General features: G+C 60.4%; 23 protein-coding genes. 8 read left to right on the top strand and 15 right to left on the bottom strand.

The features are described 5' to 3' along the window. Nucleotides 1–86 precede the first annotated feature (86 nt). Nucleotides 87–986: a LysR family transcriptional regulator gene (locus HU718_RS11375; RefSeq protein WP_095120153.1), complete on the bottom strand. Its 900-nt coding sequence runs from the start codon at nt 984–986 to the stop codon at nt 87–89. A 72-nt stretch (nt 987–1,058) separates the two neighbouring features. Next, on the bottom strand, nt 1,059–1,226 hold the full coding sequence (locus tag HU718_RS11370; RefSeq protein ID WP_161986529.1) for a hypothetical protein: 168 nt from the start codon (nt 1,224–1,226) through the stop codon (nt 1,059–1,061). Between HU718_RS11370 and HU718_RS11365 the strand changes: the two genes are divergently transcribed. Together HU718_RS11365 and HU718_RS11360 are read left to right on the top strand one after the other, a co-directional pair. Beyond that, on the top strand, nt 1,219–2,238 hold the full coding sequence (locus HU718_RS11365; protein WP_186613493.1) for an alpha/beta hydrolase: 1,020 nt from the start codon (nt 1,219–1,221) through the stop codon (nt 2,236–2,238). The two genes, HU718_RS11370 and HU718_RS11365, sit on opposite strands and share 8 nt — an antisense overlap. Before the next feature lie 108 nt (nt 2,239–2,346). Then, on the top strand, nt 2,347–3,774 hold the full coding sequence (locus HU718_RS11360) for a mechanosensitive ion channel family protein (RefSeq protein ID WP_186613495.1): 1,428 nt from the start codon (nt 2,347–2,349) through the stop codon (nt 3,772–3,774). Nucleotides 3,775–4,094: 320 nt separating this feature from the next. Here HU718_RS11360 and ycaC read toward each other — a convergent pair whose 3' ends face one another. The 8 genes from ycaC to HU718_RS11320 form a co-directional block, all read right to left on the bottom strand. Further along, nucleotides 4,095–4,718, bottom strand: coding sequence for an isochorismate family cysteine hydrolase YcaC (gene ycaC / locus HU718_RS11355; RefSeq protein WP_007913541.1), 624 nt, complete (start codon nt 4,716–4,718; stop codon nt 4,095–4,097). A 70-nt stretch (nt 4,719–4,788) separates the two neighbouring features. Continuing rightward, nucleotides 4,789–6,627, bottom strand: a complete 1,839-nt coding sequence (locus HU718_RS11350) for an amidohydrolase (RefSeq protein ID WP_095120150.1) — start codon at nt 6,625–6,627, stop codon at nt 4,789–4,791. Between the two features lie 43 nt (nt 6,628–6,670). Then, nucleotides 6,671–7,297, bottom strand: coding sequence for an antibiotic biosynthesis monooxygenase (locus tag HU718_RS11345; protein WP_186613498.1), 627 nt, complete (start codon nt 7,295–7,297; stop codon nt 6,671–6,673). Then, nucleotides 7,290–7,703, bottom strand: coding sequence for a DoxX family protein (locus HU718_RS11340; protein WP_102902852.1), 414 nt, complete (start codon nt 7,701–7,703; stop codon nt 7,290–7,292). Before HU718_RS11340 ends, HU718_RS11345 begins: the two co-directional genes overlap by 8 nt. A 214-nt stretch (nt 7,704–7,917) precedes the next feature. Next, nucleotides 7,918–8,277 (bottom strand): DUF6124 family protein, encoded by a 360-nt coding sequence (locus tag HU718_RS11335; RefSeq protein WP_095120147.1) that lies wholly within the window; start codon nt 8,275–8,277, stop codon nt 7,918–7,920. A 498-nt stretch (nt 8,278–8,775) separates the two neighbouring features. Continuing rightward, nucleotides 8,776–9,135: a DUF6124 family protein gene (locus tag HU718_RS11330; protein WP_095120147.1), complete on the bottom strand. Its 360-nt coding sequence runs from the start codon at nt 9,133–9,135 to the stop codon at nt 8,776–8,778. A 515-nt stretch (nt 9,136–9,650) separates the two neighbouring features. Beyond that, nucleotides 9,651–10,574 (bottom strand): LysR family transcriptional regulator, encoded by a 924-nt coding sequence (locus tag HU718_RS11325; RefSeq protein ID WP_186613500.1) that lies wholly within the window; start codon nt 10,572–10,574, stop codon nt 9,651–9,653. 54 nt (nt 10,575–10,628) lie between these two features. Further along, entirely contained in the window at nt 10,629–11,612 is a 984-nt protein-coding gene (locus HU718_RS11320) for an MBL fold metallo-hydrolase (RefSeq protein WP_186613503.1), read from the bottom strand. Between the two features lie 248 nt (nt 11,613–11,860). Here HU718_RS11320 and HU718_RS11315 point away from each other — a divergent pair, with 248 nt between their 5' ends. Both HU718_RS11315 and HU718_RS11310 read left to right on the top strand, forming a co-directional pair. Beyond that, nucleotides 11,861–12,292, top strand: coding sequence for a helix-turn-helix domain-containing protein (locus HU718_RS11315; protein ID WP_150707358.1), 432 nt, complete (start codon nt 11,861–11,863; stop codon nt 12,290–12,292). Nucleotides 12,293–12,417: 125 nt separating this feature from the next. After that, on the top strand, nt 12,418–15,309 hold the full coding sequence (locus tag HU718_RS11310; RefSeq protein ID WP_186613505.1) for an ATP-binding protein: 2,892 nt from the start codon (nt 12,418–12,420) through the stop codon (nt 15,307–15,309). Here HU718_RS11310 and HU718_RS11305 read toward each other — a convergent pair. Together HU718_RS11305 and HU718_RS11300 are read right to left on the bottom strand one after the other, a co-directional pair. After that, nucleotides 15,286–16,743 carry an ATP-binding protein gene (locus HU718_RS11305; protein ID WP_186613507.1) on the bottom strand — a complete coding sequence of 486 codons (1,458 nt, stop codon included), beginning with the start codon at nt 16,741–16,743 and terminating at the stop codon, nt 15,286–15,288. The genes HU718_RS11310 and HU718_RS11305 overlap by 24 nt on opposite strands. Nucleotides 16,744–16,833: 90 nt before the next feature. Continuing rightward, nucleotides 16,834–17,784 (bottom strand): GlxA family transcriptional regulator, encoded by a 951-nt coding sequence (locus HU718_RS11300; RefSeq protein ID WP_186613509.1) that lies wholly within the window; start codon nt 17,782–17,784, stop codon nt 16,834–16,836. 215 nt (nt 17,785–17,999) lie between these two features. Between HU718_RS11300 and HU718_RS11295 the strand changes: the two genes are divergently transcribed. Then, nucleotides 18,000–18,722 (top strand): pirin family protein, encoded by a 723-nt coding sequence (locus tag HU718_RS11295; RefSeq protein WP_102902859.1) that lies wholly within the window; start codon nt 18,000–18,002, stop codon nt 18,720–18,722. Nucleotides 18,723–18,771: 49 nt separating this feature from the next. On the opposite strand, the gene HU718_RS11290 is transcribed toward HU718_RS11295, so the two are convergent. Both HU718_RS11290 and HU718_RS11285 read right to left on the bottom strand, forming a co-directional pair. After that, complete coding sequence (locus HU718_RS11290) at nt 18,772–19,167, bottom strand: hypothetical protein (RefSeq protein WP_186613511.1); 396 nt, start codon at nt 19,165–19,167, stop codon at nt 18,772–18,774. Nucleotides 19,168–19,416: 249 nt separating this feature from the next. Continuing rightward, complete coding sequence (locus HU718_RS11285) at nt 19,417–20,292, bottom strand: LysR family transcriptional regulator (protein WP_186613513.1); 876 nt, start codon at nt 20,290–20,292, stop codon at nt 19,417–19,419. A gap of 111 nt (nt 20,293–20,403) precedes the next feature. Between HU718_RS11285 and HU718_RS11280 the strand changes: the two genes are divergently transcribed. The 3 genes from HU718_RS11280 to HU718_RS11270 all read left to right on the top strand — a co-directional run bounded on the left by HU718_RS11280 (nt 20,404) and on the right by HU718_RS11270 (nt 23,720). Further along, entirely contained in the window at nt 20,404–21,603 is a 1,200-nt protein-coding gene (locus HU718_RS11280; RefSeq protein ID WP_186613515.1) for a YbfB/YjiJ family MFS transporter, read from the top strand. 61 nt (nt 21,604–21,664) lie between these two features. After that, nucleotides 21,665–22,663, top strand: a complete 999-nt coding sequence (locus HU718_RS11275; protein ID WP_186613517.1) for an NAD(P)H-quinone oxidoreductase — start codon at nt 21,665–21,667, stop codon at nt 22,661–22,663. A gap of 112 nt (nt 22,664–22,775) precedes the next feature. Next, nucleotides 22,776–23,720: an alpha/beta hydrolase gene (locus HU718_RS11270; protein ID WP_038364802.1), complete on the top strand. Its 945-nt coding sequence runs from the start codon at nt 22,776–22,778 to the stop codon at nt 23,718–23,720. On the opposite strand, the gene HU718_RS11265 is transcribed toward HU718_RS11270, so the two are convergent. Further along, nucleotides 23,717–25,528, bottom strand: coding sequence for an ABC transporter ATP-binding protein (locus HU718_RS11265; RefSeq protein ID WP_186613519.1), 1,812 nt, complete (start codon nt 25,526–25,528; stop codon nt 23,717–23,719). The two genes, HU718_RS11270 and HU718_RS11265, sit on opposite strands and share 4 nt — an antisense overlap. Between the last annotated feature and the right edge of the window lie 13 nt (nt 25,529–25,541).

The following is a 25,541-nucleotide window of genomic DNA, read 5'->3' as shown; positions in this document are numbered from 1 at the left end:
CAATATTGTTTTGACTGACACACCGCTTTCGCGAGCAGGCTCGCTCCCACAAGGGTTTTGCAGGGATTGAAAATCTACTGTAAGGCTCAGAGGGCGACGTGGCTCTCGTTCAGGCGTTCGCGCAAAAATTCGACCAGCGCCTGCACCGGCCTTGAAGCCTGGCGATGCTGCGGATACACCGCCGACAACGTCAGCGGTTCCGGGCGCAAATCATCCAGCACCGGCACCAGCCGGCCATCCTTCAGCGCCGCGCCAACGATGAACGTCGGCAGATAAGTAATGCCCATCCCCTGCACCGCCGCATCCCTGAGCAACTCGCCGTTGTTCACGCGCATGCGCCCGGTGACATTGACCAACACAGGCTTGCCCTGCCCCGCGTTGAAGCGCCACTGCACCGAACGACTATGCCCGTACGGCAAACAGTCATGGCTGTGCAGATCTTCCGGTTCCAGCGGCGTGCCGCGCTCGGCGAGGTACGCCGGGCTGGCGCAATACACCCGCTCGATCGACGCGATACGCCGGGCAATCAGCGTCGAGTCTTCGAGTACGCCAATGCGCAGCGCCAGATCGTAACCCTCACCGAGCAAATCCACCGGCCGATCACTCAAGTCCACCTCAACCGTGACCTCGCGATAACGCTGCAAGAACAGCGGCAGTAAACAGCCCAAATGCGCCACGGCAAACGACAACGGCGCACTAAGGCGAATCGTCCCGCGTGGCTCGGCGGTCTGCCCGGCGATGCCCTGCTCCACCTGTTCGACTTCACCGAGCAGGCGCAACGCCGACTCGTAATAACTCTGCCCCAGCGGTGTCACGTCCAGACGCCGGGTGGAGCGATTCAACAACCGCACGCCAAGACGCTCTTCCAGTTGCATCAAGCGTCGGCTGACGAACTGCTTGGACAGGCCCAATTGATCGGCCGCTGAGGTGAAGCTGCCAGAGTCCATGACCTGGCAAAAAATACGCATGTCTTCGAACGGGTTCATTGTCACTCTCTGGTGGACAGTTAAACGCTTTATAGCCGCTTTTTCACTTTTCGGCAGCTCATTAATCTGTGCTCACGGTTTGAAAACAACCCTGAACAGGTAGGAGCTGCCGCAGGCTGCGATCTTTTGATCTTGATCTGCGGTGATGCTGGAAAAAGGCAAAAACAGCAAAAGATCGCAGCCTTCGGCAGCTCCTACACGAACGTATAAACACTCAAAAATGGAATTGAACATGAACATCAAGAAAACCCTCACCGCTTCCCTCCTCGCTCTTTCCATCGGTAACGCCTTCGCCGCTGAAAGCAGCGGCGTCGAGCACAACACCCAGGCCTTCCTCAACGCCCTCGCCGCCGGCGGTGGCAAACCCCTTGAGCAACTGAGCCCGAAAGACGCCCGTGCAGTACTGACCGGTGCGCAGGCTTCGGTGAAAGTGGATCTGTCGGGCGTTGAAGTCAGCGATAAGGCGATCAAGGTCGACGGCCAGACCCTCAACTTGAAAGTGGTGCGTCCGGCCAAGGTCAAAGGCGAGTTGCCGGTGTTCATGTTCTTCCACGGTGGCGGCTGGGTGCTCGGTGATTTCCCGACGCACCAACGCTTGATTCGTGACTTGGTGGTGGGCTCTGGCGCGGTTGCGGTGTACGTCGATTACACGCCGTCGCCGGAAGCGCAGTACCCGACCGCAATCAACCAGGCCTACGCGGCGACGAAATGGGTGGCCGAGCACGGCAAAGATATCGGTGTCGACGGCAAGCGCCTGGCGGTGGCGGGCAACAGCGTCGGCGGCAACATGGCGGCAGTCGTGGCGTTGATGGCCAAGGAACAGAAAGCCCCGGCGCTGCGCTTCCAGCTGTTGATGTGGCCAGTGACCAACGCGCAATTCGACGACGGTTCTTATCAGCAATTCGCCGAGGGCCACTTCCTCACCAAAGGCATGATGCAGTGGTTCTGGGACAACTACACCACCAACCCGGCCGAACGTGCGCAGATCCACGCCTCGCCGCTGAATGCCAGCGCAGAACAGCTCAAAGGCCTGCCCGCCGCACTGGTGCAGACCGCCGAATTCGACGTGCTGCGCGACGAAGGCGAAGGTTATGCGCGGCACCTTGATGCGGCCGGTGTGGCGGTGACCTCGGTACGTTACAACGGGATGATTCATGACTTTGGCCTGCTCAATCCGCTGAGTCAGATTCCTGAGGTGAAAGCGGCCGTGCGTCAGGCGGCGGCAGAGCTGAAGACTCATCTGAATCCATAACGGCAAAAGATCGCAGCCTTCGGCAGCTCCTACATTGGAATACGTTCTCCTGTAGGAGCTGCCGCAGGCTGCGATCTTTTTATTGGCAGACACTGCGGAGCTTCGGTCATGACCCTTTTCTACACTCACCTGCTGTCCTGGAGCGCCGCCCTGCTGCTGCTCGACGCCGTGCTCTGGCACTTCTCGCCCTTCACCCATCGCGCTCCGAGAGTCGGTGTGCGCCTGGTGCTGTTTCTGGCGTTCACGGCGCTGGTGATCAACGCCGGCGTCAGTCCGTTGCAGGCACCGCAATTTACCGATGACCGCGTGGCGCAATTGGGTGCGACGGCGTTGGGCATTCTCTGGTGGCTGTACGCCGCGCGGGTGCTGACCGAAGTCATCGGCCTGGCGTTGATGCGTCGCATCGGCCACAGCGGTCGCCTGCTGCAGGACGTGATCGGCGCCTTGGTGTTTCTGGTCGCCACCGTCGCCGCAGCCGGTTATGTGTTGGAATTGCCGGTGAAAGGTCTGCTGGCAACCTCCGGCGTGGTGGCGATCGTTGTCGGTCTGGCGTTGCAAAGCACCCTGGCCGATGTGTTTTCCGGGATCGTGCTCAACACCACCAAGCCGTATCAGGTGGATGATTTTGTGGTGATCGACGGCGTCGAAGGCAAGGTCTTCGACATCGACTGGCGCGCCACGCACCTGCTGACCAGCGCCGGAACCATGGCCGTGGTGCCGAACTCGGTGGCGGCCAAGGCGAAGATCGTCAACCTCAGCCGTCCGAACAACATGCACGGCGTGTCGATCAGCATTCAGGTGCCGAATCACATCCGCCCGCGCCGGGTACTGGATGCACTTGATCGCACCCTGCAGGGCAGCAGCTCTCTGTTGCTGACGCCAGCGCCGAAAGCCGTGCTGAAAGAGGCCGGCGAAACCATGTCGGAATACGTCGCCAGCGGGTTCATCGCCGAGCTCGGCAAGAAAAGCGAAGTACGCAATCAACTGTTCGACCTCGCCCACCGGCATCTCGAAGCAGCAGGCATTTCGCGCCATCCCGACGGCGTGATCGAACCGTCGACCCGCGCCCGTGCGTTGCTCGATGAGGTGAAAATCTTCCGCTCGCTGAGCAGCGAAGAACGTGATCGCCTCGCCGAATCGATGGTTGCGCAGCAATATGCGGCGGGCCAAGTGGTGCTGGATCTGGATGAAGTGCCGGACAGTCTGTTTGTGATTGCCACCGGGGTGGTCAGTGCGACTGTGCCGGACGGCGACAGCAAGGTCGAGGCCGGGCGCATGGGGCCGAGTGAGGTCATGGGTGAGCAGAGCATTCTGGCCGATACACCGTCGCAGGCGACGTTCACGGCGTTGACCTCGAGCATCATTTATCGGCTCGACAAGAGCCTGACTCGTCAGTGCATGGAACAGCGCACGGAGGTGGGTCGGGCGTTGAACAAGTTGCAGGCGGTGCGTCAGCAGAACAGTCGCCTCGCGTTGATGGGCAAACCGGTGGCGGTGAGGAAAGGTGGGTTTTTGGGGTGGTTGCAGAAGCGTTGAAGCGGCAGGATCAAGATCAAAAGCCTCCCCCTCACCCCAGCCCTCTCCCCCAAGGGGGCGAGGGGGAAAGGGAGCCGATCTCCGGGATTTTCAAGACCTGAGTTCGGCTCGGTATCGCACGTCGGTGTATCCCGAAAGAACCCCTCGGTCAGTCCCCTCTCCCCAAAACCTCGAAGGGAAAGGGAGCCAATCTTCAAGCTGTTCAAAACTGAAGTTCGGCTCGGTATCGCACGTCGGCGTACCTCGAAAGAGCCCCTCGGTCAGTCCCCTCTCCCTCCGGGAGAGGGTTAGGGTGAGGGGCTTTTCCAACTCACACCGAATTACTTGGCAGTGAACTTGGTATAGCTGTTGATCAGGTTGCGGTAGTTAGGCAGACGCTCCGACAGCAAATGCGCCAACCCTTCCATGTCATTGCGCCAGTCGCCCTGCAGCTCACACGCCACCGAGAACCAGTTCAGCAGGTGAGCACCCGCCGCTGACATCCGCGCCCACGCCGCCTGCTGCACGGTGGTGTTGAAGGTGCCCGACGAGTCAGTCACCACAAACACTTCATAACCTTCAGCAATAGCCGACAAGGTCGGGAACGCCACGCAAACGTCAGTCACCACACCGGCGATGATCAGTTGCTTGCGACCGGTGGCCTTGATCGCTTTGACGAAGTCTTCGTTATCCCAGGCATTGATCTGCCCCGGGCGCTGAATAAACGGCGCATCCGGGAACTGCTCGCGCAGCTCAGGCACGATCGGGCCGTTTGGACCTGCGTCGAAACTGGTGGTCAGGATGGTCGGCAGCTTGAAGAACTTGGCGATATCGCCCAGCGCCAGCACGTTGTTCTTGAATTCGTTCGGGGTGAAATCCTGGACCAGCGAGATCAGGCCGGTCTGGTGATCGACCAGCAGTACGACCGCATCATCTTTGTTCAGACGTGTGTAAGGAACGCTCATGGGAAAACTCCTGATGGACGGATGGATGAAGCGTTGAGCGCCGACCGGATGGCCGACGCTTTAGGGGAAATCAGAAGGCGAAGCAGGAACAGCCAAACGCGCCCCAGAAACCGGCAAAGTCGCTGACCGGCGCGTTCGACATCCGCGCCTTTTCATGGCTGTGGGTGTGCACCGCGCACGGCCCGCTGCACTGGTGCACCTGCGCCTGCAACGGCGAATTCGGTCGCCAGTGGCCCGGGACTTTGACCACCGGCGACCAGTCCGGCAGTACTGGAATCGAACGCGGGCCGAGGTCTTCGAAGTCGCCAGCGGCATAAACAATCTTGCCGCCGACCACGGTCAGCACCGACTCGATCCACTTGATCGCTTCTTCTTCGACATGGAAGAAGTCCGCGCTCAGCGCCGCCAGATCCGCCAGTTGCCCGACCTTGATCTGGCCCTTCTTGCCCTGCTCCGAGGAGAACCAGGCGCTGCCATGAGTGAACAGTTCCAGTGCGGTGGTGCGCGGCAGACCTTCTTCGTACAAGGCCAGACCGCCGACGGTGCGACCGCTGACCATCCAGTACAGCGAGGTCCACGGGTTGTAGCTGGAAACCCGCGTGGCATCAGTGCCGGCGCCGACCGGTACGCCTTCGGCGAGCATGCGTTTGATCGGTGGCGTCGCTTCGGCGGCTTGCTTGCCGTAGCGGTCGACAAAGTATTCACCCTGGAACGCCATGCGATCCTGAATCGCGATGCCGCCGCCCAACGCCTTCACACGTTCGATGTTCTGCGGGGTGATGGTTTCGGCGTGGTCGAAGAACCACGGCAGTCCGTTGAACGGAATGTCACGATTGACCTTCTCGAACACGTCGAGCATGCGGCTGATCGATTCGTTGTAAGTCGCGTGCAAACGGAACGGCCAGCGCTGCTCGACCAAGTGGCGCACCACCGGCTCCAGCTCTTCTTCCATGGTTTGCGGCAGATCGGGGCGCGGTTCGAGGAAGTCTTCAAAGTCCGCCGCCGAAAACACCAGCATTTCGCCGGCGCCGTTGTGACGCAGGAAGTCGTCGCCCTGATGCAACTTGACGCTGCCGGTCCAGTTCTGGAAATCGCTCAGCTCTTCTTTCGGCTTCTGGGTGAACAGGTTGTAGGCGATGCGCACGGTCAACTGGTCGTCTTTGGCCAGTTGCTCGATCACCTGATAATCGTCCGGGTAATTCTGGAAACCACCGCCGGCATCGATCGCGCTGGTCAGGCCGAGGCGATTGAGTTCGCGCATGAACTGGCGGGTCGAGTTGACCTGATATTCCAGCGGCAGCTTCGGCCCCTTGGCCAGCGTTGAGTAGAGAATCATCGCGTTCGGTCGCGCAACCAGCATGCCGGTCGGGTTGCCGTTGCTGTCACGGACGATCTCGCCACCCGGCGGGTTCGGCGTGTCGCGGGTGTAACCGGCGACGCGCAGCGCGGCGCGGTTGAGCAGCGCGCGGTCATACAGGTGCAGGATGAACACCGGGGTGTCCGGCGCGGCCTGGTTGATTTCTTCGAGGGTCGGCATGCGTTTTTCGGCGAACTGGAATTCGTTCCAGCCACCGACCACGCGCACCCATTGCGGGGTCGGCGTGCGGTCGGCCTGATCCTTGAGCATGCGCAGCGCGTCGGCCAGCGACGGCACGCCTTCCCAGCGCAGTTCGAGGTTGTAGTTCAAACCGCCACGGATCAAGTGCAAGTGCGAGTCGTTGAGACCCGGAATAACGCAGCGACCGTGCATATCGACCACTTGCGTGTTCGGCCCGCGCAGGGCCATGGCCTGGTTGTCGTTGCCAACGACGACGAAGCGGCCGTCGGTGATGGCCACGGCGCTGGCCAGTGGTTTGGTGCGGTCTACGGTATGAAACTGGCCATTGAATAAAATCAGATCGGCGCTCATCGCAGTTCCTCAAGCAAAGTGAAAAGGAGCAAACCCCGCGCGCTCAGCGTGGCGAGGTCTCTTGGGAATCGAGGTGTTCATGGGCCTGGCTGGCTTCGAGCCACGGCGTAAACAAACGGGTGACGGGCGGCATCACCACGTACACCACCGACAGAACGATGGTCAGGGTGATCAGGAACGTGGCGACTACGTAGTTGGAAAGAAGCGGATGCAGCGCCAGCAGCGGCCCCCAGATCAGCGGCACGAGCAAGGTGTGCGGCAGAATCACCAGCAGCGTGATCACCGCTTGCTTCCAGCGCGGCGGCGGCGAAGCGGCATCGGAAAGCGGCGTAAACCAGAATTCCTTGATCGGCGCGACTTCCGTCTGATCGCCGTCAGCCAGCATTGGCGCGGCTTCGGCGACCAGCGCCTGACGCTGAGGCGACTCCAGCCAGCCTTGCATCGCTTCGGTGCTGCTGAAGCGCAGTACGCAGGTGTAGAAGTCGAGTCGGCCGCGCTTGCCGCGTACCACATCAACGCCCAGATGGCCCTCGCGCTGCCCCGCTACACGGACGATATTGCGCAGCCAGGCTTCATATGCCGACTCGAAACCGGCCTTGACCCGGTGCTTGATGATCAATGTGACCGTCTCATCGGCCCCCGGTGACTGTGGATTGAGGACTTCAGGCATAACGCAACACTCCGGGCAAACGAACAGAAATCGCCAGCCGTCCCGGCCCGGCGATCAACACAGTGGTAAACAGGATCAGCAGCAACCAGCCGAACTGCCCCTCGGCCACACTCCATTGCGGATGCACGACCAGCAACGCCACCAGCAGCACAAAGAGAATAGGCACGCAGGCCAATCGCGCCAGTAACCCGGCGACGATCAGTAGCGGACAGAGGACTTCGGCGAAGATCGCCAGAATCAAGGTGAGGTGAGAACCGAGGTGGAACGGGTCTTCGATCAGTTGCAGTTGCGCGGTGAAGTCGAGCAGTTTGGGCAAGCCGTGCACCCACAACAAAAACAACCCGCCGCTGACCCGCAGGAACAGCAAACCGATGTCGCGTGCCTGTTCATCTGTTGAGGCATTCATGACCCGACCCTTGAAATGTCATTGGCTGAAATCATGCCAATGATGGTCGGGAGGAAATTGGATAGATGTGCTCAGTTCTGCTGCATTCCAAAATTCTTGGAACACCGCAGCCCCCTGTGGGAGCGAGCTTGCTCGCGAAGGCGTCGGGTCAGTGAAGAATGAGTTGAATGACACACCGCTTTCGCGAGCAGGCTCGCTCCCACAGGGGGTGTGCTTAGGCCGGTGGTTCGAGGTTATCCAGCACCCGATTCACTGCCAGCTCACCGAGCATGATCAACTGCGCAATCCCCAACAACGCCCGGCGCTGCGGCGCGGGCAACAGGTGAGCGACGTCCTGGGCGATGGTTTTGGCCGAGGCGAGTGTTTCGCTGGCATCGGTCAGCAGTTCTTCGTTTTTGGTGTCAGCGGTTACGGCGTACATGCCACGGGTTCTGCGTGGGGGTGGCGTGGAGCCGGGTGGAAGGAGGTAATGGTCGAGGGCGCGGTCGGCGGCTTCGTGGAGTTTTCGGGAATCGATGGATTCGTAGGGGGACGTGGGGTCGATGTCTGGCGGGTTGGGCGTGACTTTGAACATGGTGAATCTCCGTGAAGGACTGAGCCGCCACGACTTATCGCTAAACAAGTTGAGGGTGGCGGCTGTACGCAGGTTAGCGATCCGGGTCACAGGAACCCCGGGTAGACCTTTCGGCCTCCCACGCACAGCCACCATGACGCGATTGCAGAAAGGGAACCCCACAATCGAGAAGGAAGCGTTTGTTGCGTCTGTAGTCGGAGCCGGATCGCTAAACCCGATCGCTGAACTATTCAGCGACCACCAAACGATAGAGACCCGACCACAAGCGCACAAGCCGGCGGATTCTGGCGTAGCTGTAGGCAAAGGCGCAAGGTTGCGTAGCCTGAAAGAGTGTCTGAGGGTGTTGCTTAAACAGCGATGTTTAAAGCACCGAAAATCTATGGATCACAGCGAGCCAATGTGGGAGCGAGCCTGCTCGCGAAGGCGCCGGGTCAGTTAACAAATGTTTTGAATGACACACCGCTTTCGCGAGCAGGCTCGCTCCCACAGGGGGTGTGCTTAGGCCGGTGGCTCGAGGTTATCCAGCACCCGATTCACTGCCAGCTCACCGAGCATGATCAACTGCGCAATCCCCAACAACGCCCGGCGCTGCGGCGCGGGCAACAGGTGAGCGACGTCCTGGGCGATGGTTTTGGCCGAGGCGAGTGTTTCGCTGGCATCGGTCAGCAGTTCTTCGTTTTTGGTGTCAGCGGTTACGGCGTACATGCCACGGGTTCTGCGTGGGGGTGGCGTGGAGCCGGGTGGAAGGAGGTAATGGTCGAGGGCGCGGTCGGCGGCTTCGTGGAGTTTTCGGGAATCGATGGATTCGTAGGGGGACGTGGGGTCGATGTCTGGCGGGTTGGGCGTGACTTTGAACATGGTGAATCTCCTTTTTAGAGCCGGGATCACCACGTCCTGTCGCTAAACAGGATGGGTGGCGACCGTATGCAGGTTAGCGAACCGGTAAAAAGGCAACCCGGTAGACCCGAAGGTCTCCCGCATACAGCCGCCATAGCGAAGTGCAGACGATAGCCTGCAACGAAGCATGGAGCGCTGATGCACTTTTTTGGTCCGAGTCGCTAAACCCGATCGCTGAGTTTTCAGCGACCACCAAACGATAGAGACCTGACCACAAGCGCACAAGCCGGCGGATTCTGGCGTAGCTGTAGGCAAAGGCGCAAGGTTGCGCAGCCTGAAAGAGTGTCTGTGGGTGTTGCTTAAACAGCGATGTTTAAACCACCGAAAATCTATGGATCGCACCGAGCCAATGTGGGAGCGAGCCTGCTCGCGAAGGCGTCGGGTCAGTTGATAAATGCTTTGAATGACACACCGCTTTCGCGAGCAGGCTCGCTCCCACAGGGGGTTTGCGTGCTTGCTGGAATTTTGTCAGGGATTCAAATCACTGGAATATCCAGCGGCGCCGCCATGAACTGGCTGATCCGCGAGCGCAGCCATTTCTCCGCCGGATCGTTGTCATGCACCCCGCTCCACGCCATCGACAATTGCGCCGCATCGATCGGAAACGGTGGATCTTCGGCGCGCAAGGCACAGCCCTCAACCAGCGCGCACGCGGCGTAATCCGGCACGGTGGCGATCATCTCGGTGCCGGCGAGCAAGGCGCGCAACCCGCTGAATTGCGGCACGCCCAACACCACGCGGCGCGAACGGCCGACCTTGGCCAGGTCCATGTCGATATTGCCGCTCAGGTCGCCGGAGAACGACACCATCGCGTGCGGGCGTTCGCAGTATTCGTCGAGGGTCAGCGGCCCCGGGCGGTCATCGCCGCGCAGGACTTTGCAGGGAATGTCGCGCAGTTTTTTGCGTTTGGCGTTGGCCGGCAATTCAGTGGTGTAACTGACGCCGACGGAGATTTCTCCAGAGGCCAACAGTGCCGGCATCAACAAGTAATTGGCGCGGCGCACGACCACGACAATCCCCGGTGCTTCCTGCTGAAGCTGGCGTAAAAGCGGCGGGAACAGACCAAACTCGGCGTCGTCTGACAAACCGATGCGAAAAACATCGCAACTGCTTGCCGGTTCGAACTCCTTGGCCCGGCTGACCGCGCCAGAAATGACGTCCATCGCCGGTTGCAGCTCTTTGAGAATCGCCAGCGCCCGCGCGGTCGGCTCCATGCTGCGACCGTTGCGCAGCAGTAGCGGATCGTCGAACAGATCGCGCAAACGCCCCAACGCAGCACTGACGGCCGGTTGCCCCATGAACAGTTTTTCGGCGACGCGGGTCAGGTTCTTTTCGAACATCAGCGCTTCGAAAATCACCAGCAGGTTCATGTCGACGCGACGCAGATCGTTACGGTTCATGGGCATGTTTTCCTTTTCGGTGTCAGCTGTTTTTGCGGGTGGGCGCTGCGCACTTTACTCGATTAACGGCACCTTGGCCGCGCGCTTGTACGGACCGTATTCCACGGGCACCCACTGAAAGTGTTTGCCTTGCGCGGTGATGTGACCGATGCCCGGGAACGGCAGGTGCGCCGCCGTCACCCACGTCTTGCTGGCCACCGCCGCACTGAAGACTGCCTGACGCGCGTTGATCGCTTGCGCACTGTTGACATCAAAGCCGATTGACACTTCCGGATGCTCAAACTGCACAGCCAGGTTATGCACCAGATCCCCCATGAAAACGATGCTCTGGTTCTGCGAGGTGAAACGGTAGGTGGTGCTGCCCGGCGTATGGCCGGCTTCGAGTGTCGCTTCGACTAATCCCGGCAACGGCGACTGGCCAGCGACGAACGTTTTGAAACGCCCGGCGGCGACGTAGGCCGCCGTGGAGTCCTGGGCGATCCTGAAAAACTCTTTGGCGCCGGCCGGCGCTTTGGCCAGCGCGGCCGGATCGAGCCAGTAATCCGCTTCCGCCTTGGCGGCGTACACCGTGGCATTCGTGAACAACGCTTGTTTCTGTGCATCGACCAGACCACAGACATGATCAAGGTGCAGGTGCGTCAGCAAGATCGTATCGACCTGCTCTGGCTGGTAGCCGGCCGCCCGCATATTCGCCAGGAGCTGCCCGGCGGTGGCGCCAATGCATTGTCCGGCGCCGCTGTCGACCAGAATCAGTTGCTTGCCGGTATTGACCAGAAAAGCATTGAACGCCGTCTGGACACCCGGGGTTTCAATCGAACGACGTGCCAGCAGCGCGCGGATCTGGCCCTGACTCATGCCCTGCAACAGCTTCGGTGACAGGTCGTTGTAACCATCGAACAACGCGGTGACCTCGTAATCCCCCAAGGCCAGGCGGAAATAGCCCGGCGCCTGAGTGCCCTGCTGTGGTGCCTGCGCCATGGCGCTGGACGTTACCAGCGCGAACGTCAGCGCCGCCGCTGCTATAAAGATGCCTTTCATTTGATTCCCCCTGGACCTGCCGATTGCGACGCCCCATCGGTTCGCCACGCTTGCAGTCATCGTGCCGCAAACCGCGCGGCGCAGACTTGCAGGGATGTGCTGAGTTCAGGTCAATGCGCTGGAATTAACAACGATTAACTCGTCAGCCTCCCGCCCCCGGCCAACAATGAAACCCTCTGCGCAGCGTTGTTTTTTTGACCTGAGGGGATGCGCCGACCGTGCATTCCCCATCGACACGGACTTTGGCCATGGCTCACTTACAGCACAGCGTCGCCCTCGCCCCTGCCAACGAACCACGCAAGACCGGGGTCGGCGGACTCAGTCCGCAACGTGAACGACAGGTCAAACAACTGATCCTCGAACGTCTGGGCGAAAGCCTTGAGGTCACCGAACTGGCCCGCGCCTGTTCACTGTCACGCAGCCATTTTTCCCGCGCCTTCAAATGCAGCACCGGATTATCGCCGCAGGACTGGATTCGCACCCAGCGCCTGGCCCGAGCCAAGCTGTTGATCCGCCACACTGACTTGAGCCTGACGCAAATCAGCCTGGAGTGCGGGTTCTGCGATCAGGCGCATTTCTGCCATATGTTCACTCGTAGCGAAGGCATCAATCCGTTTGCCTGGCGCTGCCAGGTCATGCGCGAACCCAAAGTCCACCGTTCACAACCCGCCGTGTTTTGATCGCGACACCCGTTGCACTGACGCTCAAACCTGAGGATTATGCCGGAACACCCCGGATTAGAAGGCCTGCGCTAACGCCTGGCACTACTCCGCTCTGTCCGCCGCAGCACCGCAGGAGTGAGCTGTTGAGTCTTTCCCCGAATCAGGCCCTCGGGTTTGGCCCCTATCGGATTCATCCCGGACAACGACGGGTGCTCGAAGGCGAACAGCCGTTGCGACTCGGTCGACGGGCGATGGACATCCTCCTGATTCTGCTGGCCCACGCCGGCGAAGTAGTGAGCAAACAGCAATTGATGGCCGGGGTCTGGCCGGACAGCGTGGTCGAAGACATCAACTTGCGTGTACACATGGCGGCGTTACGCAAGGCTCTCGGTGATGGTCAGGCCGGGCAGCGTTACATCATCACCGTGGCGCAACGCGGTTACAGTTTCGTCGCCCCGGTTTTACCGCAATCCATGGAGGAGCGTCCTGTGGGCGATGCTGGCGGTCGGCACAATTTGCCCTTGCGGCGCACGCGCATGATCGGCCGCCAGCCGCTGGTCGACAGTTTGATGACGCAGTTGCCACGCCAACGCTGCATCACCTTGGTTGGCCCCGGCGGGATCGGTAAAACCACGGTGGCCTTGCGCGTGGCCGAACAGTTGATCGGCCATTACCGCGACGGTATTCGGCTGCTGGACCTGGCACCGCTCAAGGATCCTCGGCTGATTTGCTCGCACCTGGCCACCCTGCTCGATCTGGCGTTAATCGAAGGCGATCCACTGGCGGCGCTGGTCAATGGTCTGCAACAGCGACAAATGCTGTTACTGCTCGACAACTGCGAACACCTGATCGATGCCGTCGCGGCGCTCAGCGAAAGCATTCTGCGCGGCGCACCGCAGGTGCATATCCTCGCTACCAGCCGCGAGAGTCTGCGAGCCGAAGGCGAATTCGTGCAGCGTCTGGATTCCCTCGAATACCCGTCGATGCCAGCGATATTGAATCGCGAGCAAGCGCTGAGCTTCTCGGCGCTGCAGCTGTTCATCGAACGGGTCACGGCCGCGCAGGAAAGCTTTGAACTGAGCGACGCGCAGTTGCCGCAAGTGATCGAGATCTGCCACCGCCTCGACGGCATTCCCCTGGCGCTGGAGCTGGCGGCTGCGCAGGTCGCCGAACTGGGCCTGGACGGTCTGCTGAGCCAGTTGCAGGGGCGCCTGGCGCCGTTGGCGGCGGGCAATCAAAGCAGTCTTGAACGCCACCTCACCCTGCGCGCTACGCTGGACTGGAGTTTCAATCTGCTAGACGGTTGCGAGCAAACCTGTCTGCGCCGTCTCGGCGTGTTTCGCGGAGGGTTTACCCTGGAGTCAGCGGCGGCGGTGATCGTTGGCCAACAAATCGACCCCAGCATGGTGTTTGTGTCGATCAGCCAACTGGTGGCCAAATCCCTGCTCAGCGTCGAGGTCGGTGATGAAGAGGTGTTCTATCGCCTGCTCGACACGACCCGCCGTTATGCCTTGGAAAAACTCGACCATGCCGCCGAATGCGAGGAAACCCGTGAACGCCATGCTGAACGCTGTCTGGCGTTGATGCAGCAGGCGCAAAACGATTGGGACAACACGCCAACGGCGTTGTGGATCGAACGCTATGCCCGAGGCCTGGAAGATTTGCGCGCGGCGCTGGACTGGAGCCTCAACGGTGTCGGCCCGGGCGGATTGGGAATTCGCCTGGCAGCGGCGTCGGCGCCTTTGTGGCAGGAGTTGTCGCTGCTCAAGGAATACGGCAGCTATGTACGGCGGGCGCTGAGCCTGTTTGACGAACTGGGCGAACCCTGCCCGCGCCTGAAAATCTCCCTGAAACTGGCCCTCGGCAGTGCCTGCTATCACACGTGGGGCGGCACCCCGGAAACCATCGAAGCGTTCGCCGAGGCCCGCCAGTTGGCCCACGAACATGACGATGTCGCCGGGCAATTGCGCGCGGTGTCCGGACACATGGCGGTCAACCTCAGCTGCGGCCACTATCGCATGGCGCTGGCACAGAGTGAGCACTTCGACCGCCTCGGTCTGCACGGCGACCCGCTGTTGTCGCTGAGCACCCACCGCTTGCGGGTTTTGGCCCTGCACTATGCCGGCGACCAACCGCAGGCGCGCATTCATGCCGAGCAGGTGCTGCAGCGCATGGCGCACAGCGGCCATGTCAACCGCTTCACTCACGGTTTTGGCGTGCAGTACGACCAGAGTGTCGCGTCGCTGACGGTGTTGGCGCGGGTGCTATGGCTGCAGGGTTTGCCGGAGCAAGCGTGGCATACGGCACGGCTGGCCCTGGATATTGCGGTGCAGATCGACCATGGCACTTCGATTTGCTACACCCTGGCGCTGGCCAGTTGCCTGATCGCCCATTACAACGGCGATGAGCAGAACGCCCGGGCATTGTTGCAACTGTTGCTGGAGCAATCGCAGAAACATTCGGTGCTGCTGTTCAATACGTGGGCGCGGCACTACGCGCAGGTGATTGACGCGCAAGCCAAGGCGCCGATGCCGACGGACAGCAGCGGAGGACTGATTCGGGAAATCATGGTCACGCTGGATGGCCGCTTTGTGGATGACGCGCTGCTTGTGCGGGCGTTGAGTGGGGATGCGGGGTGGAGCACGGCGGAAATCCTGCGGGCTCGGGCTGATGCGTTATTGAATGACTATCTGGGTTGTCTGGACGGGCCCCTTCGCGAGCAGGCTCGCTCCCACATGGGGTCTGAGTACACCCAAAATCTCTGTGGGAGCGAGCCTGCTCGCGAAGGGGCCATTCAGGAAGCCGAAGCACTCCTGCAACAATCCCTGGCCATCGCCCGCACCCAAGGCGCGCTCGCCTGGGAACTGCGCAGTGCCACGTCACTCGCGCAACTCTGGCAACGCCAATCGCGCTGCCGCGAGGCGTTGGATTTGCTCACGCCGATCTACCAACGCTTCACCGAGGGCTATGCGACCCCGGACTTGCGCAAGGTGCGCTTGCTGATCGACGAATTAAGCGAGCACGTGCACGCATGAGGCCTGGCGAATTCGGTTGATGTAACGCGCATGTCGGCGTTCAAGCTCAATCCCTTCCCCGCTGCGATCAAGCTGTTCGCGGGCATAACAGCGGGTGGTATTGAGCATTCGGTACCGGCCTGCACTGCCACCCCGCTCCACCACCAGCAATGACTTGCGCGCCAGGCCGTCAATGAGCGCGGCAAGCGGCGATGACGCCAGTTGCGGACAACTGATCACCGCCAGCGCCGCCTCCAGGGTAAACGCCATTTTGAACACCGATAAACGCTGCAGCGCGCGTTGCTCTTGCTCGCTCAGGCGTTGATAGCTCCAGTCGAGGGCCGCCTGCATCGATTGGTGGCGTAGCACAGCGGTGCGCCGACCGTGGCTGAGCACTTGCAGACCATTGGCCATTTGCGCCTGCAAGCCCACCAACGCCAATGCATCGATCTGCGCCGCGGCCAGTTCGATCGCCAAGGGCAAACCGTCGAGCTGGCGACAGATCTCAAGCACGGCTTTGACATCCTGCTCGCGCAAGCGGAAATCATGCTGTCGAGCCCGGGCACGGCTGACGAACAACTGCACCGACGAATGCCCCATGGCTTCAGTGATGCAATCGCCTGCCGAGCGTTTCGGGATCGCCAGCGGTGGTACGCACTGAACGGTTTCCAGACTGACCTGCAAGGCTTCGCGGCTGGTGGCGAGAATCGACAGTCGAGGCGCCGCGTCAAGCAACGTTTCTACCGCTGCTCTGCAGGCATCGCGCCGATGGTCAGCGTTATCCAGTATCAGCAATGCATGGCGAGTCGACAGTCCGGTCAAGTCGCTTTCCAAGGTGCGCAGCACATGATCGAGCAGCGGTGTGTTGTCGTCGATCAAGCTCAGATCGATCTGCCATACGCCGTCTCTGTAGTACTGCAACAGCAGTTCCGCGACCCGCAACGCGACAGTGGATTTACCCACACCAGCCGCGCCCGTGACGGTCATCAGTCGACACAGCGGCATTCGTCGAACCAGCCCGCCGACCAGCGAGTCACGCCCGGCGACTGGGGTCAGTCGCGCAGACAAATTATGCCTGGGCGTTTGCAGGCCCTCGAAGAGTACTTGCGCGGCACTGTCACAACGGACCGGGGCAACAAAGCTGTAACCGCATTGCGGCACGTTAACGATGTAACGCTGACCGTTTTCGCCATCCCCCAAGGCCCGACGGAGCGCCGCGATGTGCACCCGCAGGTTGATCTCTTCGACCACCGACGTCGGCCACACCAGGGCGATTAATTGCTCCTTTCGCACCACTCGACCTGCACGTTCGACCAGCACTTGCAGAATGTCCAGCGCACGACCGCCCATGCGCAACGGCCGATCTCCATCGAGTATCAGCCGTTGGCGCAAGTGGAAGGCGTAGGGGCCGAAATACAGCACCGATGCCATGTTCAAATCGTTGAGGCTATCCATGCCAACTATCTTGGCAGCCTCAGCTGACGCGACAACCGCTACACGGGGCGCCGCACGGACATCCGGGTGCGCCAGACGGACACAAGCGCTCTAACTGAACTGTTCGCGGTATTGCACGGGGGTCAGGCCGAGCTTTTCAGCGAACAGCGAACGCATGTGCCGCACACTGCCGAAACCACTTTTATAAGCCACGGTTTTAAGCGGCAGATCACTGGTTTCCAGCAGATTCCGCGCGCAATCAATGCGCGCATTCTGCAGAAATTCCATCGGCGTCATATTGATGTCACGGGTGAACACCCGCGCGAAATGCCGCGCGCTCATATTGGCAATAGCGGCCATGCGCTCGACAGTGAACGCTTCGTCGAGGTGTTCCAGCACGTAACTCTGCGCGCGAGTGATCGGCGTGTCCTGTGGTGCCACGGCAGCCATCAGTGGACTGAACTGCGCCTGCCCGCCCTGCCGCTTCATCACCACCAGCAGGACTTTGGCTACATCCTGGGCGAGTTTCTTGCCGTGATCACGGGCGACCACGGCCAGCGCCATATCGATACCGGCAGTGACGCCACCCGAGGTAATCAGATTGCGATCTTCGACAAAGATCTGATCGGTCGCGACATGGGCTTTCGGGAACCCCTTGATCAGGCGTTCGGTGTAGTTCCAGTGCGTGGTTACACGGTAACCGTCAAGCAAGCCGGCATGACCCAATACAAACGCGCCAGTGCAGATCGAACCGTAATAGTCGACGCGCTGAACAGCACCTTTGAGCCAGGCGAACAACGACGGAAATTGTTGGTTGTAGGCACCCGGGCCGCCCGGTACCAACAGCAGGTCATAATGTTCGGTGTTGTCGTCGATAGTTTGGTCGGCATGCACCAACACACCATTGGACGCCCGAAGTGGGCCACGCTCGATGCCAAGCGTGATCAATTGATAGTGCGCATCGGGTTTCAGGTAGCGATTGGCAACCGAAAAAACCTCCAATGGCCCAGCCATGTCGAGCAGGAGAAAGTCGGGGAACAGCACCATTGCCACGGTTTTCATGGGCAGACATCACTTCAATCAAAGAAACATGAGACAGGCCAGACATTATGGCCAACTGTAGCCGTTTGAGCGCAAAAGTTTTGTGTGACGGCTATCGCAAAACTGTCAACCTGAAAGGGACAGTCTTTCAATTTTCATCTACTTATTGCGCAATCCAGTAAACAGTAACCTTCTCCTCACTCGGACGAATTCACGTCCTGCAAGGAGATTTCATCATGCTGACTCTTCGCAAAGCCTCCGATCGTGGCCTCGCCAATCATGGCTGGTTGAAGTCCTTTCACACCTTTTCCTTCGCCAGCTATCGCGACCCTCGCGAACAGGGTTTTTCCGACCTGCTGGTGATCAACGATGACCGCGTTGCCGCCGGTAAAGGTTTCGGCCAGCACCCGCATCGCGACATGGAGATTTTTTCCTACGTGCTGGAAGGTGCGCTGGAGCACAAGGACACACTGGGCACCGGTTCGGTTATCCGCCCGGGTGACGTGCAATTGATGAGCGCCGGCAGCGGCGTGGCGCACAGCGAGTTCAACCACTCGGCGAGCAAACCGGTGCACTTCCTGCAGATCTGGATTGTGCCGGAGGTTGCCGGTGCCAAACCGCGCTATCAACAAGAGCATTTCAGCGCCGAGAAAAAACGCGGTCGCCTGCAGTTGATCATTTCGCCGGACGGCAAGCACGGTTCGCTCAAGGTGCGTCAGGATGCACGGGTCTTCGCCGGGCTGTTCGACGGCAAGGAAAGCGCCACGCTGGAGCTGGCGGCCAACCGCTATGCCTATGTACATGTCGCACGGGGCAGCGTTGAACTCAATGGCCAGGCATTGCGCGAAGGTGACGGCGTGCGGGTTCGCGAGGAACAGTTGCTGACCTTGAGCAACGGTGTCGATGCCGAAGTGCTGGTGTTCGACCTGCGGCCGCAGGAATTGCCAGAGATGCCATGACGCGGTGTTTCAATGCTCACGAAAAACGGCCTTCTTTGAAGGCCGTTTTCTATTGTGCTGATTCGGGTGCTTGTTGCGAAGCAGGTCTTGGTGAGCCTATATCTTTACCTACCCGGATCGCCGCGAGCGTCGTCTGCAAGGTGGTTAACACCGCTGCCTGATTGGCAAAGTGCGCCCCCACGACGACGGTGATCATTCCGAGGAAATGGACGGCTGTCGTCGCCCAGTAATGCGCCTTCACTGTCGAGGCTTGTTTGATGGCTTCTTTTGAGTCTTCGGCGATTTGTTGTACGCCGTCCCACATCAAATCGTATCGTTTGTCCCTCTCCGCCTGAGTCAAAAGATAAGCATCGATTTTTGCCGACACACCCTCGAACCGAGCATCCATCCTCGTCTCAATGGTCTCGATCCTGGCATTGAACTCTTCACGACTTATAGCGTTCATGGTTTGAGTATTCCGACCTTTGCTCGATAGGTCACTGATTGGATTTTGACTGAATTCCGTGGTTCTCAATTCGGCACCTTCCTGGGTTTACCAATACCTTCCCTGGTATCAACATCAGTGCGAGCCCTGCGCCCCTCACCGACATGCCGAAACAATAGGCCCCATTCAACAGGCTCACAAGCCGGGAGATTCTGCCTCTGGTGTAGGCCGTTTCGTCAGAGGTTGTAGCCCTGCCAAAACAGCATCTACCTACTCATTCTCCGACGCGAACACGTCGACAATCTGCTCAATCACCGCCCTCACCCGCGCGGTATGGCGCAGGTCCGCATGGGTTACCAGCCATACCTCATACGGGAGCGGCGTAGTGCGCTCCGGCCAGAGCCTGATCAAGCCATCGCGCTCGCCCATGTAAACCGGGATTTCTCCTACACCCAAACCGGCAGCAATTGACCGGCGCACGAGCAAACTGGAACTGAGGCTGGCGACGATCCGGCCGCGGCTGAGCGGTTCCGATACCAGGGTCAGGTCCTTTTTGCCTTGCAGATACGGTTGATAAACCACCAGATCATGCCCTTCAAATGCCGTGCCCGGCTGCGGCACTCCATTGGCGTCTATATACGCTTGGGAAGCAAACAGCCCCACCGGCCATCGGGCAATGCGCCGGGCGATCAGGTCAGGGTTGTCCGGCCGGGTGTTGCGCACGGCGATATCCGCCTCACGCTTGGCCAGGCTGAGAATCTGTGTGGACGCGTCCAGTTGCACGCGCACGTCCGGGTGCTGCTCGTGCAAGCGGGCAATGGCCGGGATCAGAAAGTCGATCGCCAGCGAATCGGTGGTACTGACGCGTACCGTGCCGGTCAGGCGATCGTCCAGGCCTTGAATCTGCCGCTCCAGCTCCAGCGCCGAATGCTCCATTTTCTCAACGCTTTTAAGCGCTGCTTCGCCGACCGCCGTCAACGCATACCCGTCAGAGGTACGCAGGAACAACGTCGCGCTCAGGGACTTTTCCAGTGCGGTGATGCGCCGCCCGACGGTCGCCTGATCCACCCCCAAAACCCGTGCTGCGCCGCGCAGCGTCGACTCGCGGCAAACGGCCAGAAATACCCGTGCATCATCCCAATTCATGCTGTCTCCCAGCGATGCAAATTCGCATCATCGTGCCGCCAATTCGCTGCATTAACGCAGCAACGATAGCCGATATGCTGAACGCCATAAACCTTCCTTGAGATCGCTTCCATGCGCACTTCAACCTCCACCGGTATCTGGCTGCCGATCTTCGCCGGCCTCTGCGCCAGCCTGGTCAGCATCGGACTGGCGCGTTTCGCTTACACGCCGTTGATTCCTTCGCTGATTGAAGCGCAGTGGTTCAGCGCCAATGATGTGGTCTACCTCGGTGCGGCCAATCTGGTCGGCTATCTGATCGGCGCCCTGCTCGGCCGCCCGGTCGCGCGCCAGCTCGGCAATAAAAATGCCTTGCGGCTGATGATGCTGGTGGTCACGGCGGCATTTTTTGCCTGCGCGTTTCCGTTGTCGATGAGCTGGTTCTTCGGCTGGCGACTGCTGTCAGGGATTGCCGGTGGCGCGATCATGGTGTTGGTGGCCGCAACTGTATTGCCGCATGTCCCGGCGGCACGTAAAGGGCTGGCCAGTGGCGCGATTTTTCTGGGCATCGGTCTCGGCATTGCCGGTTCCGGGACCCTGGTGCCGCCGCTGTTAAGCCTCGGTTTGCAGGCAACGTGGCTGGGCCTGGGAGCTTTGGCCTTGTTGCTGACGGCGCTTAGCTGGTTTGCCTGGCCGTCTGATTTCCTGCACCCGGTCGTTGCGCAAGAAACAATGCCCGCAGAACCGACACCGCGTGGTGTGTATCTGCTGTTCGCTCAATACGCCTTTATGGCCGCAGGCCTGGTGCCGGCCATGGTGTTTCTGGTGGATTACGTGGCGCGTGGACTCGGTGCCGGAGCGCATGTCGGCGCGTTGGTGTGGGTGATGTATGGCTTGGGCGCGATTGTCGGTCCGGTGAGTTATGGCTTTCTCGCCGATCAGCTTGGCGCGCGATCCGGCATTCGTCTGGTGCTGGTGGTGCAAGCGATTGCCCTTGGGCTGCTAGCGCTGACTCAGTCTTTTCTGGCGTTGGCGTTGCTGGCGGTGATTCTCGGTTCATTTCCGCCGGGCATTGTGCCGCTGGCGCTGGCTCGGGTGCATGAATTGGTGCCGGAGCACCATCGCCAGCAAATCGCCTGGAGCCGTGCGACGGTGTCATTCGCTACGTTTCAGGCGCTGGCCGGGTTTGCCTATTCGGCGCTGTTCAATGCCAGCGGCGGTCATCACGCGTTGCTGTTCATTATTGCCGCTGGCGCGATCGTCGTGGCGTTGCTGCTGGAGCAAGCCATGAAATGGCTGCCTGCCCCTATTGAGCAGCGCTGCTGTGCAAATTGAAGGGAATCATTGCGCGCGCAGTACGCTCCCATCTACAGAACTTATGCCAACAGGAATCGATATGTCCCTGCCCAACGAAATGACCCGAATCGAAATCAGCGAACCCGGTGGCCCCGACGTCTTGCAACCCAAACGCGTGCCGCTTCCAGCCGTCGCAGAAGGCGAGGTATTGATCCGCGTACACGCCGCCGGAATCAACCGGCCGGACGCTTTGCAGCGTGCCGGCAAATACCCGATGAAACCCGGCATGAACCCGATTCCCGGGCTGGAGGTCGCCGGTGAAGTGGTGGCGCTTGGTGCCAGTGTTCGTCAGTTCGCCGTGGGCGACAAAGTCTGCGCGCTGACCAACGGCGGTGGTTATGCCGAATACTGCGCAGTCCCGGCCGGCCAGACCCTGCCGATTCCTGATGGCGTGGACTGGGTCCAGGCGGCCGCGATCCCGGAAACGTTTTTCACCGTGTGGGCCAACCTGTTCGGCCTCGGCGGCGCCAGCCGTGGTCAACGCGCATTGATTCATGGTGGCACCAGCGGCATCGGCACAACCGCACTGATGCTGTGCCGAGAATTCGGCATAGAAGCGTTTGCCACCGCTGGCAGCCCGGACAAATGCGCAGCGATCAGCAAGCTTGGTGGCTTGCCGATCAACTATCGAGAGGAAGAGTTTTCCCAAGTCATCGCCGATAAAACCGCAGGCCAGGGCGTCAATGTGATCCTCGACATCATGGGCGGTTCGTACCTCAACGCTAACGTCAGCGCTTTGGCGATGGATGGCCGCTTGGTCATGCTCGGCTTCCTGGGCGGCGCGCGAGCCAACGACTTTGACCTGCTGGCAATGATGGCCAAACGCGCGGTGATCACCGGCTCCCTCTTGCGCGCCCGCAGCGCAGCAGAAAAAGCCGCGATTGCCGATCAACTGCGCGAGCACGTGTGGCCGGCGCTGGCTGCCGGGCGCTGCCTGCCGATGATCGACAAAGTCTACCCACTCGCCGACGCCGCTCAGGCTCACGCGCACATGGAGGCTGGCGACCATATCGGCAAGATCGTTCTGCAGGTCGTGTGAGTCTTTGCAGCATTTGGTAATCGTTGCGCCGGGGCGGTGGTCGAAAAACTCACGCGCAGACCGAGGCATCTGGTAAAAAGCCTTCTTTGTCTGCGCTTTGGTGAAACGTTTAATGTTCCTGTCCTTCATGACGCGTCTGCGCCGCCGCCGTTTGGCGTTCGCCTGCATGGCCGCGCTGATTATCGGCGTGCCGACCAGTTGTGCCGTGCTGGAACACACCGAGCGCAAGTTGCTGTTTCGCATCGAACCGGGCACCGCCGGCTGGTATCGCGGCTTGCCCGGCAGCGTGCAGGAACTCGACCTGCAACCGAAGAGCTTCAAGGCCGGGGAAAACATTCATGCCTGGTGGTGGCCGGCGGAAAAAGCCAATGCGCCGGCCATTCTCTATCTGCATGGCGTGCGCTGGAACCTCACCGGGCAGTTGTTCCGCATCGAACAACTGCGCGCAGCGGGTTATTCAGTGTTGGCCATCGACTATCGCGGTTTCGGCAAGAGCCACGGTGATCTGCCGTCGGAAAGCAGTGTTTACGAGGACGCGCGGGTGGCGTGGGAGCGCTTTAAGCTGCTGCAACCGGATCCGGCCAAACGTCTGATCTATGGGCACTCCCTCGGTGGCGCTGTGGCCATTGATCTGGCCGCAGAACTCGGGCAAACCGCCGCCCGCGATCATTCCGCGCTGCCAGTGCGCGGGCTGGTGATCGAGTCCACTTTCACCACGCTGGCCGATGTCGCCGCCTCCGTGGCCAACACTTCACTGCCGGTACGCTGGCTGCTGTCGCAGAAATTCGATTCGATCGACAAGATCGCCGACATTCACATGCCGCTGCTGGTGGTGCACGGTCTGGCCGACGCTTTCGTGCCGCCACGCTTCAGCGAGCAACTGTTCAATGCCGCGCAACAACCCAAACGCCTGTTGCTGGTGCCGGGCGCAACGCACAACAACAGCATGGCGCTCGGCGGGCAGAATTACCGCAAGGCGCTCGACAGCCTTATGCAAAGCAAGCCCGCCCCGCGGATGGCCGGGCCGGCAACCGTGCGCAGCGGGCGGGACACCTAGCGATAGCCGCGAGCCTGTAAATCGAACAATTGCGCGTAATGCCCGGCCGCTGCGATCAGTTGATCGTGGCCACCCTGCTCGAGAATCCGGCCTTGTTGCAGCACGATGATGTGGTCGGCATTGCGCACGCTGGAAAAACGATGGGAGATCAGCAAGGTCATGCGCCCTTCGCTGTGCTGGCTGAAATGCTCGAACACCGCCGCTTCGGCCGCTGGGTCGAGCGCCGAGGTCGGCTCATCGAGGATCAGAATGTCGGCATCACGGCGCATGTACGCGCGGGACAAGGCAATTTTCTGCCACTGCCCGCCAGACAATTCCTGGCCACCGGCAAACCAGCGTCCCAATTGCGTGGCATAGCCCTTGTCCAGTCCTTCGATAAAGGGTGCCGCCATCCCTTGGGCAGCCGCCTCTTTCCATCGTTGCGAGTCGTTGAACGCCAAGGTATCGCCGACACCGATGTTTTCGCCGACGCTGAACTGGTAGCGGATGTAGTCCTGAAAAATCACGCCAATACGTCGACGTAACGCGGTCTCCTGCCAATCCTGCAAATCACTGCCATCGAGCAGGATGCGCCCTTGATCGGGGCGATAGAGCCGAGTCAGTAACTTGATCAGCGTGGTCTTGCCTGAACCGTTCTCGCCGACCAGCGCCACGCTCTTGCCTGGCACCAGTTGCAGGTCAATGTTTTCCAGTGCTGGCCGACTGGCACCGGGGTAACGGAAGCCGACGTTTTCGAATCGCAAACCATCGCCCGGGCTCACTCCAGCGGTCAGGTGGCCGGTATCCAACTGCACCGGTTCGGCCAGGTATTCATAAAGACTGGTCAGATAGAGGCCGTCTTCGTACAGGCCGCTGATCGCACTCAAACTGCTGCTCACCGCACTTTGACCTTGCTTGAACAGCACCAGATACATAGTCATCTGGCCGAGGCTGATCTGGCCATGTACGGCATCGATCACCACCCAGGCATAGGCCACGTAAAATGCCGCAGTACCGAGCAGGCCGAGGCCGAAACCCCAACCGTCGCGCCGCAACGTCAAACGGCGGTCTTCGGCATACAACTTGGCGAACGTGTCGCGGTAGCGTTGCAGCAACAGCGGTGCAAAGCCAAACAGCTTGACCTCTTTGATATAGGTCTCGTGGGATAGTAAGGTTTCGATGTAATTCTGCTGGCGACTCTCCGGCGCGCGGCGGGTGAACAGCCGAAAGGCATCACCGGAAAAGTGCGCCTCGGCAAAGAACACCGGCAACGCACCGACCACCAGCAGCACCAGCGCCCAAGGGGAGAAATGCACCAGCAGCACACCAAAACTGATCAGCATGATCAGGTTCTGAATCAAGCCCAACGACTTCATGACCAGCGCCAGTGGCCGCGTCGAAGCCTCGCGACGCACGCGCACCAGTTTGTCGTAGAACTCGGAGTTCTCGAACTGCACCAGTGACAGGGTCTGTGCTTTTTCCAGGATCAGCGTATTGACCTTCTGCCCCAGTTGCACCCGCAACAGCGACTGCTGCACCGAGAGTGCCCGTTGTGTGCCGGACAACAGCGCCAATACGCCGGCCTCCAACAACACATAACGCAACACGGGCCACAGCGGCGCACTGCCGTGTTGCGCGTGCAACTGCATCGCCGCGACCACGGCATCGACAATCCGCTGCCCCAACCATGCCGCCAGTGCCGGCAGCAAACCGGCCACCAGCGTTGCCAGCACCAGCCCCAGAAACAAGCCACGCGATGTCCCCCAAACCAACCGCAAGGCTCGCTGCGCCTGATCGAACAAAGAAGTGAAACGCGATAGATCAGGCATGGGGCATTGGACT

It is taken from the genome of Pseudomonas tensinigenes (assembly GCF_014268445.2).
GTDB classification, from domain to species: domain Bacteria; phylum Pseudomonadota; class Gammaproteobacteria; order Pseudomonadales; family Pseudomonadaceae; genus Aquipseudomonas; species Aquipseudomonas tensinigenes.
The sequence above is the reverse complement of the archived record's forward strand: the minus strand, read 5'-3'. Positions and strand labels throughout refer to the sequence as shown.

Excerpts from the sequence above, each read along its gene's own strand:
- HU718_RS11375 (WP_095120153.1), bottom strand. The coding sequence starts at position 986 with ATGAACCCGTTCGAAGACATGCGTATTTTTTGCCAGGTCATGGACTCT.
- HU718_RS11365 (WP_186613493.1), top strand. The coding sequence starts at position 1,219 with ATGAACATCAAGAAAACCCTCACCGCTTCCCTCCTCGCTCTTTCCATC.
- HU718_RS11370 (WP_161986529.1), bottom strand. The coding sequence starts at position 1,226 with ATGTTCATGTTCAATTCCATTTTTGAGTGTTTATACGTTCGTGTAGGA.
- HU718_RS11360 (WP_186613495.1), top strand. The coding sequence starts at position 2,347 with ATGACCCTTTTCTACACTCACCTGCTGTCCTGGAGCGCCGCCCTGCTG.
- ycaC (WP_007913541.1), bottom strand. The coding sequence starts at position 4,718 with ATGAGCGTTCCTTACACACGTCTGAACAAAGATGATGCGGTCGTACTG.
- HU718_RS11350 (WP_095120150.1), bottom strand. The coding sequence starts at position 6,627 with ATGAGCGCCGATCTGATTTTATTCAATGGCCAGTTTCATACCGTAGAC.
- HU718_RS11345 (WP_186613498.1), bottom strand. The coding sequence starts at position 7,297 with ATGCCTGAAGTCCTCAATCCACAGTCACCGGGGGCCGATGAGACGGTC.
- HU718_RS11340 (WP_102902852.1), bottom strand. The coding sequence starts at position 7,703 with ATGAATGCCTCAACAGATGAACAGGCACGCGACATCGGTTTGCTGTTC.
- HU718_RS11335 (WP_095120147.1), bottom strand. The coding sequence starts at position 8,277 with ATGTTCAAAGTCACGCCCAACCCGCCAGACATCGACCCCACGTCCCCC.
- HU718_RS11330 (WP_095120147.1), bottom strand. The coding sequence starts at position 9,135 with ATGTTCAAAGTCACGCCCAACCCGCCAGACATCGACCCCACGTCCCCC.
- HU718_RS11325 (WP_186613500.1), bottom strand. The coding sequence starts at position 10,574 with ATGAACCGTAACGATCTGCGTCGCGTCGACATGAACCTGCTGGTGATT.
- HU718_RS11320 (WP_186613503.1), bottom strand. The coding sequence starts at position 11,612 with ATGAAAGGCATCTTTATAGCAGCGGCGGCGCTGACGTTCGCGCTGGTA.
- HU718_RS11315 (WP_150707358.1), top strand. The coding sequence starts at position 11,861 with ATGGCTCACTTACAGCACAGCGTCGCCCTCGCCCCTGCCAACGAACCA.
- HU718_RS11305 (WP_186613507.1), bottom strand. The coding sequence starts at position 16,743 with ATGGATAGCCTCAACGATTTGAACATGGCATCGGTGCTGTATTTCGGC.
- HU718_RS11300 (WP_186613509.1), bottom strand. The coding sequence starts at position 17,784 with ATGAAAACCGTGGCAATGGTGCTGTTCCCCGACTTTCTCCTGCTCGAC.
- HU718_RS11295 (WP_102902859.1), top strand. The coding sequence starts at position 18,000 with ATGCTGACTCTTCGCAAAGCCTCCGATCGTGGCCTCGCCAATCATGGC.
- HU718_RS11290 (WP_186613511.1), bottom strand. The coding sequence starts at position 19,167 with ATGAACGCTATAAGTCGTGAAGAGTTCAATGCCAGGATCGAGACCATT.
- HU718_RS11285 (WP_186613513.1), bottom strand. The coding sequence starts at position 20,292 with ATGAATTGGGATGATGCACGGGTATTTCTGGCCGTTTGCCGCGAGTCG.
- HU718_RS11280 (WP_186613515.1), top strand. The coding sequence starts at position 20,404 with ATGCGCACTTCAACCTCCACCGGTATCTGGCTGCCGATCTTCGCCGGC.
- HU718_RS11275 (WP_186613517.1), top strand. The coding sequence starts at position 21,665 with ATGTCCCTGCCCAACGAAATGACCCGAATCGAAATCAGCGAACCCGGT.
- HU718_RS11270 (WP_038364802.1), top strand. The coding sequence starts at position 22,776 with ATGTTCCTGTCCTTCATGACGCGTCTGCGCCGCCGCCGTTTGGCGTTC.
- HU718_RS11265 (WP_186613519.1), bottom strand. The coding sequence starts at position 25,528 with ATGCCTGATCTATCGCGTTTCACTTCTTTGTTCGATCAGGCGCAGCGA.